Consider the following 15,644-nt stretch of genomic DNA (forward strand, 5'->3'; position numbering starts at 1 on the left):
ACGAACAACATGGCATTACTATCAACATCACTATCTCTAAAGAAAGATAATTTAATAATTAAAGGGTAACTAAAATTTTAGTTACTCTTTAATTTTATATAAAATCTAGCTTTACAAAAGGAGGAGTTTTTTTGAAATGTTACTGGTTAAAAAGAGGTATGTTTTGGACATTAAAAGATGACACCGTGTATTTTTACTTTAATGATTCAAAAAATAAAACAGGTATTCATTGTGATGATTCAACAAAATTATTTAACCTTTTAGAACTTTTAAAACAACCTATCGATCTGGATAATATTATAAAAAACAACCCCTATAACTCAATTGATTTATTAACTACAGCTTTAAATTTTCTACTAGACCAAGGGTTTATTTATTATGAAAATGAGGAGGAATATGAATCAGTTTACGAAAAAAGATTGGCAAATTATATAGGAAAGTTCCCTAAATGTAACTATTATAATTTCAAAAAAGATGTTAAAGATATTTCTACATGTTTAATTGGTGTAGGTACAGCTGGTAGTTACATTCCTGAACTGTACTTTAAAATGGGATTTAATAATTTAATCTTAATTGATAATGACTTTGTGGAAGAACATAATATTTTATCACAAAATTTTTTAAGAGAAGATATTAATAATCCAAAGGTTACAGTTTTAAAAAACCGCTATAAATCCGAGTCTAATAATATTGAAGCTATTAAAACAAGAGTTGAAAGTTTTGAACACTTATATGAAATAGTTAATTTAGAAACGATAAATTACATTTTATTATTTGCTGATGACTATGATTTAACTTTAGATATTATAAAAAAATCATTTTCTATTAATCCGCATATAAATATAATTTTAAGTGGTTACAGTTCTTTTGAAGTAGAAAACTTGTTAATTAATACTGAGAATAAAGAAGTATTTATTAAAGCTTTAGAAGAAGATTTACTTAATTTTAAATCTTTAGATGATGTGATAATAGAAAATAGTGGATCAATTTTAGATTCATTTTATATTGCATTTGGAACTTTGAAGATTATGATTGATCATGCGATTAACCTTAATAAAACCGAGTATGCGATTTTCAACCATCTTAATAATGATAGTTTTATAGGTTCTATATTTGAATATAATTTGAGGGAAAATAGTACTGATAATCGTATTAAATCCTTATTATATCAAGATTCTTTCTCTAAACAAGAAAATGCGAATTGGATAAGTCCATTATCCTTAGATAATATAAATAAAAACAACAAAATTTCCACACCAGTTATAGATAAAGTAATGCATAACTATATTTATCTAGAAAAGTTTAATATGTCTTCTTATAACAAAATTCTAAGTTTTAAAAATAAAATTCCGACACCTAATAACCTCAAAAATCAAAATATAAGTAAAAATAAAAATGAATTATTAAATATTTTCCAAAGATATCTTTTTGAAAATTTCAACGAAAATATTACTAATAAACTTTCGAAAATAATGAAAAATGGATACTTATATACGAATCAAAATCTTTATGGTGATAACGATTATGTAACTCTTAAACTTAAGGATAGTATTGCTATTTATTGCCCTTTAACTGAAGATATAAATTCTCTAAATTATTTAATCCATGAATTATTGCATGCTATTTACTATTTAAATGATAATGATGATCTTTATGATCATGAAAAATTTGTCTATAAACATCATATTAAATTTTTAAATGAATTTGATAATATACCTTTAATAAACCAATTAAAAGAAATTTTCATTTTTAGTACTTTGCATACTTACTTAACTTATTCAATTAGTTGCGAATATGAAAAATATACCTATTTAAACAAGTTAGATGACTTTTATAAGGTTTGGGCAGTTGAAAATTCCGAGTTATATTATATATTATCTAGTAATATAAGCACTTACAATATACTCAATTCATATAAATATGTATATGCTATTAATCAAAATCTCCAAGAGTTTTTAAATCTACTTTCTAAAAACCAAAAAATCAATAAAGAGTTAATCCATTGAATTTATTTAAAGACCATATTCTAAGAAAAATTGTCTTATCAGCTTCTTTATCCAAAATTGGAGATATTCTTTATTATATTGCTTTAATGACATATGCTTCTTCTCTGCCAAATTATAAACTAGCCATTGCTTTAGTTACGTTTTCTGAAACCTTACCTTCAATACTAGCTTTCTTCACAGGGGCTTTAGCCGATAAAACTAAAGATAAAATTAATGTAATTTTTATAACTACTTCAATTCGCATTACTATATATATATTAGTAGGTATAGCTATTGGATTTGACAAAGGGATTGCTATTTTAATATTAATAGTAATTTTAAACTTAATTTCTGATTTCATCGGAGAATATGAAGATGGCTTATATATCCCCATATTAGTATCTTCCATTAAAGATGAAAATAAATTAGAAAATATTCTTGGATATTATCAAGCAATAATCAATATTGCTAATTTAGTAGGTCAATCTTTAGGCGCATTCCTTATTATATATTTGACATATTCATATCTTTCTTATTTAAATAGTTTTACTTTTTTACTTTCTTTAATTATTGTTTTTATGATTAAAGGAACACTTAAAAATAATTTAAATGAGTATTACGACAAAAATGAGATTAGTTTTGAAAATAAATCAGACTTTAAAAATAGAAAATTGAAAAGAATCAGCCGGTTTATTAGGGATATCTTCAATACTCTTAAAAAACTTAAAAATAACCAGTTAATTTTTACAGAAATAATGATTATTTCTATATTAAACGGCTTACTAGCAGCAATTTCTCCATTAATTTTAATCAAAATTACAGAAAATAAGGAAATGCTTATAGCAAGCACCACTTCAACAACTTTAAGTGTTCTAATGGTCACGTTAACCATCGCAACATTACTTGGAAATACATTAGGAGTTTCATTGTTAAAAAACTTTAACTGCTTGAAAATAATTCAACTAATCATACTATTTGTAGGCTCTCTATTTACCATTCTATTATTTAATAATTTAATTTTAATACTCATGAATTTATTTGCAGTGATGTTTTTTGTAGCCGTTGTTACACCTAAACTTACTGCAGAGATTATTAATAACTTAGAACCTGAATTTTTAGCGACAAATATAGGTATTTTAAATACCATCTTGACAATTATTGGACCTATCATTACAATGACTATTTCTTCAATTATTATCTTAGTTTCATTTGATATAATTTTATTATCAATAATAGGTATTACATTAATAATGTATATTATCACTATACGTATCAACCGGAAAAACAATATCATTTTTTCAAAAACCCCGGAAGATATAAATTAAAAAACATCTCTCTATACAAGTGAGATGTTTTTTTCCATCATAGTGATGTCATAAGGAAATATATTATCAAAAACATTCTTCTATTTATTCAATATCCCCCTAAAGTGTCTACATACTCATTAATAGAAGTATAATTAGTATTGTTATTATGCAATGGCAAATTACAAAGAATCCATAAACCAATTCAATTTGGTGGTTAATGGGATATATAATTTTATGTCACCATAAATTTCATAATTATGTAAATCCTCTTTAGGGTATAGCCAACAAAAGGAAAACTCTATGGGTTAAGAGTTATTAACTTTAAGACCCAGCAAATATTATGACAAATTTTAGTTACAACGTAAAATCAAACTTTTCCTTTAAATACATCAGATGGTTCTGTTTACCTATTTTATCACCCAAAAAATCCATAACTTTTATAGATGTTTCTAATAATTCTCTCCCTTTTTCTTTATTTCCATAAGAATATTCAAATATCCCTTTTAAATAATTAAGTTTATTAATTTCAAAATATAATTGTCTCTTTCCAATTAATTTCGATGTAAATCCTAATACATATTTCATATCTTCAATTTTCCCTTGTTCAAATGAAATCGTAATTATATTTAATGCGATATGAATTAATTTTAATCTTAGGTCATCAGCTAACATATACGAAGCATCTATTTTTTTTTGAATTTCAGTTAGAATCAACAGAATTGTAGAGTATTCTAAGCAAATTAACGAGTTTCCAAAAATCGAAATTTCATAATCTCCGAAATAATCTACTCCCATTAAGAATTCACTAAGGGCTTCGGCTTCTTTAATATCTATCTTTCCAAAAGATTGGTCAATATTATAAATAATTGATTTCATCATAATTGAATTCAAATAATGAAAATGCATATTATTTTTTTTATATAGCTCTAACTCTTTATTATATAAATATTTTAAAGCAAGTATATTATTATTTGAATATGCTAAGTTCAGTTCTTTTAAAAGTTCTTTATATGAAGAATTATATTCAGTTATATTCATAAACTCATCAAAACCTATATTCAGTCTATTTAATAATTCTAATAAATATGAAAATGTTATTTCTGTTTCATTTCTTTCAAACTTTGAAAGAAATGAAATGCTCATTAAATCTTGTGAAAGCTCTTTCAATGTTAGCTCTTTTGACTTTCTTAAGTTTTTTATATAGTAACCAAATCCCAAAAAATCACCCCTAGAATTATGTAAATATTCACTTTGTTAATGTAATAAATTGCAAATTATAATATATATACCCGATAATAGCAGTTCTACTTACACACAAATTTCATTGGTCTATAAATTACCTATTAAATATGTCAATAAATAATTTCAACCTTTAATATTAGATTTTATAGATGTCCTTATTTTAAATCGTAGCATCAATTTCAAAATCATTAAAATCAATCTTTGTTTATTTTCCAACATTTTTTGATAATTACAAAAACTAGAGCCATTTAATTCTCCGTTTCTTTATATAATTTCCGACTTTAACTAATTCTAAAATCAATCTTTGTTCACTTTTGACCAAAGATTGATAATCTAGTCTCAAAAGCTCCTAGAATTGAGCTTTCCGTTACTTTAAAGAGTTCCCACTTTAGTGGAACACCAAGTATTTCCTTAGCTATAATGAATCTAATTGTATTTTTTTAATTATTCTAACATTAATGCTAGGTCTGCGGATTATACTGATAGTATGTAAGTTTTTCACTATTAGGGAGGGGGAAGATTATGCAGAAAACACGTATCTTCGGTTTTTTACTTGTACTGATGGTTATTGTCTTAGCTGCTTGTAGTAGTGATAACAAGACTTCTACAAAAGATGCAACAGATAGCAAAACGTCCGATTCTGAAAAGACAGATGTTGCAGCTAAACCATCTGGAAAGCTTGTGATTTATACGGGGCGCGATGAGAAAATGGTGCAAAAGGTAATCGATCAGTTTAATGAGAAGTACCCGGACATTAAAGTGGAATTTTTAACGATGGGCGCACAGCAAATTTTAGAGCGCCTACGTGGTGAAAAAGCAAATCCTCAGGCTGATTTTTGGTGGGGCGGTACGCAATCTGCACTAACTGTCGGCGCCAATGAAGGTCTGCTTCAAGCTTGGAAACCGAGCTTTAACGACTCCATTGATGCAGCTTATAAAGATGCAGATGGTCGCTGGTTTGGTGAAATGTTACTGCCAGAAGTCATTATGATTAACAAGGATGTATTAACGAAAGAAACGGGTCCACAAGATTGGGATGATTTATTAGATCCAAAGTGGAAGGATAAAATTTTAATTCGTGGTGTGTTAGCATCTGGAACGATGCGTACTATTTATTCATCTATGATTTTACGTCAAGGTGCAGATTCACCTGAGAAGGGCTACGATTGGTTATTAAAATTAGATGCCAACACGAAGGAATATACACAAGATCCAAATGCACTTTATTTAAAGATGACACGACAAGAAGGCAGTGTTTCTTTATGGAATTTGCAAGATATTTTATTAAAGAAATATACGACTGATTATCCGTTTGACTATATTTACCCAAAAAGTGGTGCGCCGATTTTAGTTGATGGCGTTGCAGTTGTAAACAATGCTAAAAACTCAGAAAATGCAAAGCTCTTCACAGAATTCATATTTGAAAAAGCTATGGTGACTCAACTAGCCAACGATTACTATCAAATTCCTACTCGCTCAGATATCGATAAAGCAGCAATGCCTGAGTGGTATAAAGAATTAGATTTAAAAACGTTTGATATTGATTGGCAGCTCATGACTGAGAAAGAAGCCGAATGGATGGAGTATTGGGATAACAATATTAAAGGACGCGGGAAAAAATGACCGATTAATCAGTAACTCAAACATCTACGAATATTGTTCATGTTTATAAGCCTCGAGTATATTTTTGCTCGAGGCTTCATGTAACTAATTTTCTAACTAGAAAGGAGCATTTCACTTGAAAAGTGTCAAAATAGAAAATGTCTCTAAGAAATTCGGTCAAATTCATGGCGTAAAAGATTTAGATCTTCATATTAAAGCTGGTGAATTTTTCACGTTCCTCGGTCCAAGTGGTTGTGGGAAAACGACAACGCTAAGGATGATAGCGGGCTTTTATTACCCAAGCGAAGGGAAAATTCTTTTTGATGATTTTGATGTGACAAGGCTTCAACCTAATAAACGGAATATCGGTATGGTGTTTCAAAATTATGCCCTCTTTCCACATATGACGGTAGATGAAAATATTGCCTTTGGCTTACAAGTAAGAAAATTTTCGAAGGCGGAGATCAAGCAAAAGGTTGACCGTATTAGAGGGCTTGTCCATTTATCGCAATATGGGAATAGGAAAATTAATGAATTATCTGGTGGGCAGCAGCAACGGGTTGCATTGGCAAGAGCACTAGTGATTGAGCCTGACATTTTATTACTCGACGAGCCATTGTCGAATTTAGATGCTAAATTACGAGAAGAAACGCGCATTGAAATAAAACGTATTCAATCTGAGCTTGGTGTTACAACCATCTATGTTACGCATGATCAAATGGAAGCTATGTCCATGTCAGATCGGATAATGGTCATGGAAAATGGGAACGTCAGACAAATCGGTACGCCGCAAGAGATTTATAATCGACCTTCAAACCGCTTCGTAGCAGATTTTATTGGTGAGACAAACTTAATTGAGGCAACAATTGATGCTGTGAATGGTGATGATATACAAGTAAAAACAGCGAGTGGACTTGTTCTCACTGGGCGAAAGCAACAAAGCTCCCCCACTTTAACGCATATGATTGGAAACAAAGTGTTTATTTCTATTCGCCCTGAATCCATTAATCAAGGTACTGGTGAAAACACATTAACAGGTACAATCACTTTTGTTGAATTTACAGGAATTAGTGTGAATTACATTGTGGAATGTCTAGATTTTTCACTAAAAGTAATGATTATCAACATGAACAGTCAATTTAAAAAAATCGGTGAAGAAATCACCTTAAATATAGCCCAAGATTCACTGTATTTTTTAGGGGAATAGGAGGGTATTAACATGGAAAAAACACACCTTAAACCTTCTGAAGGAAATGCATGGACACGACTAACTAGCTCGAATTGGTTTGTCTATATTTTAGTTGCACCCTTATTTTTAGTGTTGTTTGCCTATGTAGTATACCCGTTCTATCAAACTTTTAAAGAAAGCTTTTCTGGTGCTGACGCGCTATCTAATTATAAAAATTTTTTTAATATAGCTAGCCCAGCAAATTTAGAGGCATTATGGACTAGTATATATATATCCGTGATCAGTGTTTTTTGCTGTGCAATCGTCGGTGTAACCATGGCATTTCTATTGGAACGCTATGATTTCCCAGGCAGACGGATACTTTCTGTTTTAGTATTGGTTCCCATGGCTCTTCCACCACTAGTAGGTGTGCTATCCTTTACATTTTTGTATGGAGAAAGTGGCATTTTCCCACGTGCATTTCAGCACCTATTCGATTTAGAACAAGTACCTTTTTCATTAAAAGGCATATGGGGGGTTATCGTAGTACATACATTCACTATGTACACTTACTTCTACTTAACCGCATCAGCAGCTATAAAAGGTCTTGATCCAGCTTTAGAAGAAGCCGCAACTAGCTTAGGTGCCGGGCGTATTCGAGTATGGACAAAGGTTATTTTGCCCATGTTAACACCCTCGATTGTTGCCTCATCCTTACTTGTATTTATGATATCTATGGCATCCTACACTGCACCTTTAATGTTCGGTGTTGAACGTACGATGACAATGCAAATCTATTTATCACGTACGAATGGGAATTTAGATATGGCAGCGACACAATCTATGATTCTATCCTTTGTGTCCATTACCTTTCTAATTGTTATGCGCTGGTATCAAAATCGCCGGAATTATCAAAACCTCAGCAAAGGTATTAGTGTTCATCGATCTGAAGTGTCTTCAAGAGGCATGAAAGTTATGGCGACTATTGCGTCATTCATAGGTACATTAATTTTAATTTTACCAATTTTAGTGCTTATATTAATTTCATTTTCCGTTGATGGCGCCTGGAAGACGCAAATTCTTCCAACAGACTATACGTTGGATCATTATCAAGCACTTTTTACAGATGAACGAACGTGGCGACCGATTTGGAATTCCGTTCGAATGGGGATCGTTGCAACATTCGGCAATATCATTTTCGGTGTTGCGGCAGCCTATGCGATGGTACGGTTAAATTTTAAAGGTAAAACATTACTCGATATTTTAATCATGGTTCCTTGGGCATTGCCGGGAACGGTTGTAGCTGTCAATTTAATTGCAGCCTTTAGTACGGAAAATATATTCTCCTTTAATCAGGTTCTTATCGGGACGTTCTGGATTTTGCCGTTAGCATATTTTATTAGACATTTACCTCTTGTTTTCCGATCGACATCAGCATCACTTGTGCAATTAGATCAATCGATCGAAGAAGCATCACGAAGTTTAGGTGCAACATGGTGGTATTCATTTAGACGCATTGTCCTACCACTTACATTTACGGGCATTTTGGCAGGTACGTTACTAGCACTTGTTCAAAGCTTTGGCGAATTCGTAGCGTCTATCCTTATTTACAGTACGTCAACAATCCCATTATCAGTTGCGATATTCCAAAAATTGTATTCTTTTAAATTTGGAACTGCTTGTGCATATGGCGTCTTACAAATTTGTTTAATTTTAATTGTACTTATTATTTCCGAGAAGTTATCTAAAGGCAGTGCTGGCTCGGCCATATAACTGCCAATCTACTAGGAGGCAATAACTATGTTTGAAGATTTCCGCAACAAAACCCAGCAAGAAGATGGGATGATCTTCCCTTCTAATATTTATCGTAAAATTGTCTTACAGCCGGCTTACGATGAAGCTAAGAAAAACTTTTTAATAATTATGCTACAAATCGATATTGCACACTTGAAAATGTTAGAAGAACAGGGGCTAGTAAAAAAAGAAGAAGCTAAAGAAATTGGAATTGCCCTAAAAAAACTAGACTTGAACTATTACCGTATAGAGGATTACAGCCCACGATATGAGGATTTGTTTTTCCGTATCGAAAATAAATTAATAGAGCTTGCTGGCGATGTTGCTGGGAATCTTCACATTGGTAGAAGTCGTAATGATATGGGCATTGCCATCTATCGAATGACTTTAAGAAAAAAATTGTTATTGCTTATGCGAGAATTACTGACATTACGGGATGATTTAATCGCAGCTGCTGAGGAGCACGTTGATACGATTATGATTGGCTATACACATACGCAGCAGGCACAGCCAACAACCTTTGCGCATTATTTGAAAGCTGTCATCGATCAACTTGAACGAGATTTTGAACGTTTACAGCATGTTTATAAGACGGTGAATCGCAGTAGTATGGGAGCAGCGGCATTAACGACAACAGGCTTCAATATTAATCGAGAGCGCATGCGTGAGTTATTGGCATTCGATGATATTATCGAAAATGCGTGGGATGCTGTTGCTGGTGCAGATTATATTGCAGAGGCAGCCAGTATTGTTCAGCTTGCGGCACTTAATCTGGGTCGCACATCCCAGGATTTTTTACTATGGGCTACACAGGAATTCAATGCATTTACGTTGGCAAGTCCGTACGTACAAATTAGCTCTATCATGCCACAGAAGCGCAACCCTGTTTCGATAGAGCATACACGTTCATTGCTATCAGCGGTTGTTGGTGATGCTAGTACAGTATTACAAATGGTACATAATACACCGTTTGGAGATATCGTAGACACAGAAGATGATATGCAACCATATTTATGGCGCGCAATCGACCGTTTAATAGGTATATACAAACTATTTGGTTCACTTGTTGTCACGATGGATGTAAACAAGAAAAAACTAAGAAATCGAGCAGAAAATAGCTTTGCCAATGTCACAGAGCTTGCCGATACGTTAGTGCGCTCTGAAGGGATTTCCTTCCGCCAAGCACATAGTATTGTAAGTAAGTGTATTAAAGTATTGCTCTCTCATGGTGAGGAGTCTCTAGCAAGTCTTACATGGGGGCTTGCAAATACACAAGCCATATTAATTACTGGTAAACCGTTAAAAATTTCTGAGGAGGATTTTTATAACACATTAAAACCAGAGACTTTCGTCGGTGTCCGTACATTACCTGGTGGCCCAGCGCCCGTAACGATGAAAGCATCTCTTGAACGTTCCAAGGCAAATGCACATAACCTTTATGAGTGGATTCGTTTGAAGGAGTCTATGATTGTTGAGGCAGAAAAGCAATTAACAGTATTTTTAGAGGAATGGAATCAATGATGGAATGGCTACTTATTATTGACGGTGGTGCTACAAAAACGGCATGTGCGGTCGTACATGCCGAGTCTGGTGAAATAAAATATACAAACTCAACAAGTGGCTCGAATTATCAAGCAATTGGTGTTGAATCAGCTACTAAAATATTACAAGCGTTATTAGCAAAAGTGCAGGACTTTTTGCAAAAGCAAGATTGCTTAAATATTGCAGTAGCTACCTTTGCTATGGCAGGGATTGATTCCCCCAAAGATCATGAAATCGTATCAGCAATCGTTCATAGCGCAGTATCGGCATTACAATTAAAAATAGATACACTTATTATAGAAAATGATGCACAAGCCACGTTACTTGGCGTTACTGCTGGACAGGCAGGTGCTTTACTCATTGCTGGAACAGGAGCCATTGCATACGCATTTGATGGTACACAAGTAGTACGTGCAGGTGGTTGGGGGCATCGTGCGGGAGATGAAGGCAGTGGCTATTGGTTAGGGCAAGAGATTATTCGTGCCATTTTCCGCATGGAGGACGGACGTGGTGAGCCTACCATATTAAAAAATGCCGTCTATGATTACTTACAGATCCAAGATGTTACAGAGCTAGCCGCATGGCTGTTCCATCCATCCTACACGAATGCGAAGCTTGCAAAAATGGGTGCATTTTTGGCAGATGCCGTGACCAAAAAGGATTCATGCGCTATTCAAATATCCATGCGTGCTGCCCATGAATTAGTGCTCCTTGCACGCGCCGTGTTGAAAAAAGTTGACTATCGAGGCGGAACATTTAGCCTTTATTGTAATGGTGGTGCCATTAAGCATAATCCATTCATTTTTAAAACTTTTTCACAGGAAATGAAATCGATGTATCCACGAATTGAAGTTTCTCTTTGTGAGCATCAACCAATCTATTATCTTATGGATCGAACAAAAAGAGCCTATGACAGTTTGTAATGTCATAGGCCCCTTTATTTTGCAAATAACGTTAAAGCGCCATTTTTTTCAGTTCATTTGTCGTGAAATATAAATAGCTGTCCTTCACAAATAAATCCTTCGTTTCTTCCCTATTTAATATTTGTTCTCCACTTCCATCCGGGCGAATCTTCGTTAAATACGCTCCATGTGAATAATTACTAAAATATAGCCAACCATCTGCATAAACGAGGTACTGCGCACGTGAACTAGAGACGCGCTTCGATTTACCTGTTTTTAAATCAAGCACGTACAATTTATTATCATCAGAAACATTGCTATAAAATATTTGTTGCCCTACCTGTGCGGCGAAATCTACATTGTGAAAGTAGTTATACATTGTACTCGTGGCTTTCGGGTAGTCTTTAGCAATCCACGTATGATCTTTTGCCATCGTTCGATCATCCACTAAGAAATATTGATAACGTACCGCCCCTTTACGGTCAGGTACCGGATCATTCCATGTAGTATCGAGGTGATACCATTGACCATCCAGCTTTACTAAATTCCACGCATGTCCTTCCTGCCCCACATAGCCTACTATATATTTTGTTTCTATACCTAACTTTTGTAACATCGAATGAGCCAGCAATGCATAGCCCTGACAAACACCACCATGTTCTTCAAGCACTGTATATGCGCTATGTGGACTTGATTTTGTTTGATCCGTATAGGCAGTATTAGCAACGATATAATCATTGACCGCCCTAACCTTCTCTACATCACTTAATGATTTTTTATTGATAGAGGTTACAATCTCTTGAACATTCATTTCAACAAATGCTGCCTGCTCTGGCGTCATTAAATAACTTTGCTCTCCAAAGATTTTGGCCGTTTTTCTTCCATATTCGAAACGAATAGAATGTTTACTAATATGCCCATATACATAATCATCTCGTTTTATAGCATTTTCATAGGCTTCTTCCACAAGCTGTTCAATTCGTTGTGTATCGCCTTTATATTGAATCTCAAACGTAGGTGAAAAACTACTGTAGTACGCATACATTGCATCAGCCATTTCCTTTGCATTTGTTACAACTAACTTTGCTTCAGGTTTTTTGGAAGTAGGCGCTGTAACGGCTACTCCTTCTTCTGGTTTTTCTTCTATAGGCGTGGCCGTTTCAATGGAGGTATTCTCTGAAAGTTTAGCAGTAACATCTATGATTTTTTCCTTTGTTGAAAGAAGCATCGTTTCTATTTCATCATTATTTGCCCAAGTAATAACTTGTTGTACAACTGCTTTACCAGCAGTATAGATGGGGTCAATAAAAATAATGATCATGACGATAATAGCTAATTTTTTCCACAAAATCCTCACCTCCAACCGTTTTCCTGTTTTCATTATATACAAAAAAAGCACAAAAGACTCACTTGGAAGTCCTTTTGCGCTTTCATATTTTATCAATTATGTCTCGGCATAATTGCGCCCGGAGGCTTTAACTTCTTTCTGCGGGCGTTTGAACCCGCTGAAGAAGTTAAATAGATAAAGATATTTAAAGCTTAGTTTATTTTAAGCTTCTGTTCTTTTGCATTAACATTATAAACTAAATAATTATCATTAATTCTTAAATCAGAAACTACTTGCTTCAAGAGCACCTCAGTTTTTAATGTTTTAAGATTTAATTTTGTTAAGTAACCACTGTTACTATAATCACTGAAATATAAATTATTGTCCGCTCCTGTAATATACAATGCACGTTTATCAATAACCTTTGTTTTTTTACCACTTGTTAAATCAAGTTTATACAATTTATCGTTATCTGCTGTATTACTAAAGTAAAGTGTATTATTAACCTGATATGCGAAATGAACATTTAGCATATAGCTATATTTTGTACTCGTTGCAGTAGGATAATCTGAAGCTATCCACTTATGATCTTTCTTAAGCTGTGCATCCGTTACTAAGAAATAATCGTACGAAGAAGCGCCGAAACGATTTGGTAATGGATCATTCCATGTTGTATCTAAATGATACCATTTACCATCAACCTTTACTAAATTCCATGCATGTGCTTCGTTATCATTAACATAGCCTACAACATACTTTGTGTCGAATCCTGCTTGTTCCAACATTTTATAGGCTGTTAACGCGTAGCCCTGACATACAGCTTGACCTTCCATTAACAATGCATAAGCACTATGAGGACTCGCCTTTGTTTTAGTACCATATGTTGTATTTGACACAATATAATCATTAATCGCTTTTACTTTTTCGAATTCTGTCATCGAAGGCTTAATGATTGTTTTTAATATTTGATCGACCTTTTTTTGCACGGCCGCTTCTTGTGTTTGGTTTGTCAAATATTTCACATTAAACGTGACATTCCCCGTTGAGTCTGCAGAAATAGTGGTACTTTCTATATTACCACTCGCATAAACTGCTTGCTCCTGCGCTTTTTCAAAGGACTCCATAAATTTCTTTTTAAAATCATTCATTGGTCCACTATATGTAATTTTAATTTCGGTAGCGAAATTATTTAGTTGCTTTACGATTTCTGTTGTGAATTGATCCCAAGTTGTTACTTTGGTATTAGCTACTACATTATAAGCAATCACTGGGGAAGTATTTACTAGACGAGCGTCTGCATTTTGAGCATAGGCTGCCGTTGGACTTAACATCAGTAATGCAGCTCCGCTTATCAACCATTTTTTCATAATAAATCACCTTCCCATAGGTTTTATTCTTATAATTAGAATAACAGAGGAAGTAACTACGAAACTATCGGACAAGTTCACTAACAATGACTTTTAACCATGTAACCAAAATACAACACATAGGTACAAACTATCATAAATAAAGTATAAGTATCGAATTAAACTATATTTTTGTAAAAAAATAAAAACTCACCTGTTTTTTAGTGAGTTTTATATATATTAATGGTCATTTCTCTCAGGCAGGCTTCTCTTTGTTTCAACGACTTTTTACAACTAAATTGACCGCCTCTTGAATAGCTTCATTCATTTTCTCGCCATCACCTTCAGCATTTTGTACACATTCTAAAAGATTCGTACTAACAATTACACCTACTGTACGATCTACTGCTGAACGTACTGCCGATAATTGAGTAATGACTGCCTTACAGTCCTTTTCGTCTTCCATCATCTTTAAAATTCCACGTAGCTGACCTTCCATCCGTTTCACACGATTTTTCACTTGATCAGAATATTCCATCATTATTGCTCCCTCTTTCCATACTCGCTACGTTCTTGAGTAATTATTATTCTTTATCCTAGCACATTATTTCAAAGATCAATTACTCCTTGCATAATTGCGTCCAGAGGCTTAACTTATCCGTTATTTTTCCCTGGTTTTAAATAATTCATAAGCATTTTAGCAATAATTGACCCTGCATTTGTTATTTCATCATACTGTATAACTGTATTTTTCTTTATTCGTAACTGTCCTATCTCTACTTCAAAAATTGGGCACTGTCTTTTAAGTGCAGCAACTAGCATATTTGTATCGTAGTCATATCGTTCACCTTTTACTTTTATCAGCCATGGTAACTCTTTTATAGAAATAAACCGTAAACCTGTTTGCGTATCCATTAATTTTCTATGATAAAGGGCCTCAAAAAACAAACTTGTTGCACGATTACCCCAGTATGATAAAAACGTGCTGTCCGAAGAATGGAAGTTTCGCACTCCTAACACAATTCCTTCAGAAAATACCTTTGTCATCGTTAAAACTAGCTTTACATCTTGTAAAGTATGTTGGCTATGTGCACCTATTGTAATGACACCTTGAAACACGCCCCTTTGCGCCGTTACATAGGCAAAGGCTGTTTTTAGTGCGCCTCCCTTACCAATATTTTGTTCATGTTCTAACACTCGACAGCAGTCAATCTTTTTCAACTCTTCAAATACACCTGCATATTTTTGATCGCTGCCATCATTGACAATAATAATTTGGCTAATGGTAGTGGCTAATAATTGATGGACATAGGTTACGAGTGACTGTTGTGGATTATAGGCTGGTATAATTGCTGCTATATTTTTCATCATTTCTATCCCCCAGATAACATGAAACTTTGGCAGATGCACTCTCTAGTAAATGTTACTG

Annotated in this window: 12 protein-coding genes; 7 read left to right on the forward strand and 5 right to left on the reverse strand. The window is 33.5% G+C overall.

Annotation, left to right across the window (positions count from 1 at the left end; translation table 11 throughout):
* Window positions 1-131: 131 nt before the first annotated feature.
* Together ACQKNC_RS18445 and ACQKNC_RS18450 are read left to right on the forward strand one after the other, a co-directional pair.
* Window positions 132-2,006, forward strand: a complete 1,875-nt coding sequence (locus tag ACQKNC_RS18445; RefSeq protein ID WP_427426204.1) for a ThiF family adenylyltransferase — start codon at window positions 132-134, stop codon at window positions 2,004-2,006.
* Window positions 2,003-3,310 (forward strand): hypothetical protein, encoded by a 1,308-nt coding sequence (locus ACQKNC_RS18450; RefSeq protein WP_427426205.1) that lies wholly within the window; start codon window positions 2,003-2,005, stop codon window positions 3,308-3,310. The genes ACQKNC_RS18445 and ACQKNC_RS18450 overlap by 4 nt, the downstream gene beginning before the upstream one ends.
* Before the next feature lie 336 nt (window positions 3,311-3,646).
* Here the strand turns inward: ACQKNC_RS18450 and ACQKNC_RS18455 are convergent, their stop codons facing one another.
* Window positions 3,647-4,510 (reverse strand): helix-turn-helix domain-containing protein, encoded by an 864-nt coding sequence (locus tag ACQKNC_RS18455; RefSeq protein ID WP_427426206.1) that lies wholly within the window; start codon window positions 4,508-4,510, stop codon window positions 3,647-3,649.
* A gap of 546 nt (window positions 4,511-5,056) precedes the next feature.
* On the opposite strand from ACQKNC_RS18455, the gene ACQKNC_RS18460 reads away from it, so the two are divergent.
* From ACQKNC_RS18460 to ACQKNC_RS18480, 5 genes are all read left to right on the forward strand, one after another.
* A complete protein-coding gene (locus ACQKNC_RS18460; protein ID WP_427426207.1) occupies window positions 5,057-6,157 on the forward strand; it encodes an extracellular solute-binding protein in 1,101 nt (366 codons plus the stop codon).
* 115 nt (window positions 6,158-6,272) lie between these two features.
* A complete protein-coding gene (locus ACQKNC_RS18465) occupies window positions 6,273-7,343 on the forward strand; it encodes an ABC transporter ATP-binding protein (RefSeq protein WP_427426208.1) in 1,071 nt (356 codons plus the stop codon).
* 12 nt (window positions 7,344-7,355) lie between these two features.
* Window positions 7,356-9,077: an ABC transporter permease gene (locus ACQKNC_RS18470; protein ID WP_427426209.1), complete on the forward strand. Its 1,722-nt coding sequence runs from the start codon at window positions 7,356-7,358 to the stop codon at window positions 9,075-9,077.
* A gap of 27 nt (window positions 9,078-9,104) precedes the next feature.
* Window positions 9,105-10,619: an argininosuccinate lyase gene (gene argH / locus ACQKNC_RS18475; protein ID WP_427426210.1), complete on the forward strand. Its 1,515-nt coding sequence runs from the start codon at window positions 9,105-9,107 to the stop codon at window positions 10,617-10,619.
* A complete protein-coding gene (locus ACQKNC_RS18480) occupies window positions 10,616-11,563 on the forward strand; it encodes an N-acetylglucosamine kinase (RefSeq protein WP_427426211.1) in 948 nt (315 codons plus the stop codon). Before argH ends, ACQKNC_RS18480 begins: the two co-directional genes overlap by 4 nt.
* Window positions 11,564-11,594: 31 nt before the next feature.
* Here ACQKNC_RS18480 and ACQKNC_RS18485 read toward each other — a convergent pair whose 3' ends face one another.
* The 4 genes from ACQKNC_RS18485 to ACQKNC_RS18500 all read right to left on the reverse strand — a co-directional run bounded on the left by ACQKNC_RS18485 (window position 11,595) and on the right by ACQKNC_RS18500 (window position 15,586).
* Window positions 11,595-12,890, reverse strand: a complete 1,296-nt coding sequence (locus ACQKNC_RS18485; RefSeq protein ID WP_427426212.1) for a transglutaminase domain-containing protein — start codon at window positions 12,888-12,890, stop codon at window positions 11,595-11,597.
* Window positions 12,891-13,081: 191 nt separating this feature from the next.
* Complete coding sequence (locus ACQKNC_RS18490) at window positions 13,082-14,236, reverse strand: transglutaminase domain-containing protein (protein ID WP_427426213.1); 1,155 nt, start codon at window positions 14,234-14,236, stop codon at window positions 13,082-13,084.
* 256 nt (window positions 14,237-14,492) lie between these two features.
* Window positions 14,493-14,753: a metal-sensitive transcriptional regulator gene (locus tag ACQKNC_RS18495; protein WP_427426228.1), complete on the reverse strand. Its 261-nt coding sequence runs from the start codon at window positions 14,751-14,753 to the stop codon at window positions 14,493-14,495.
* A gap of 116 nt (window positions 14,754-14,869) precedes the next feature.
* On the reverse strand, window positions 14,870-15,586 hold the full coding sequence (locus ACQKNC_RS18500) for a glycosyltransferase family 2 protein (RefSeq protein ID WP_427426214.1): 717 nt from the start codon (window positions 15,584-15,586) through the stop codon (window positions 14,870-14,872).
* Between the last annotated feature and the right edge of the window lie 58 nt (window positions 15,587-15,644).

Origin of the sequence: Lysinibacillus sp. NPDC094177, from assembly GCF_050279145.1 — a bacterium.
GTDB lineage: Bacteria > Bacillota > Bacilli > Bacillales_A > Planococcaceae > Lysinibacillus.

Coding starts and splice junctions, on each gene's coding strand:
- ACQKNC_RS18460 (WP_427426207.1), top strand. CDS start 5,057: ATGCAGAAAACACGTATCTTCGGTTTTTTACTTGTACTGATGGTTATT.
- ACQKNC_RS18470 (WP_427426209.1), top strand. CDS start 7,356: ATGGAAAAAACACACCTTAAACCTTCTGAAGGAAATGCATGGACACGA.
- argH (WP_427426210.1), top strand. CDS start 9,105: ATGTTTGAAGATTTCCGCAACAAAACCCAGCAAGAAGATGGGATGATC.
- ACQKNC_RS18480 (WP_427426211.1), top strand. CDS start 10,616: ATGATGGAATGGCTACTTATTATTGACGGTGGTGCTACAAAAACGGCA.
- ACQKNC_RS18490 (WP_427426213.1), bottom strand. CDS start 14,236: ATGAAAAAATGGTTGATAAGCGGAGCTGCATTACTGATGTTAAGTCCA.
- ACQKNC_RS18495 (WP_427426228.1), bottom strand. CDS start 14,753: ATGGAATATTCTGATCAAGTGAAAAATCGTGTGAAACGGATGGAAGGT.
- ACQKNC_RS18500 (WP_427426214.1), bottom strand. CDS start 15,586: ATGATGAAAAATATAGCAGCAATTATACCAGCCTATAATCCACAACAG.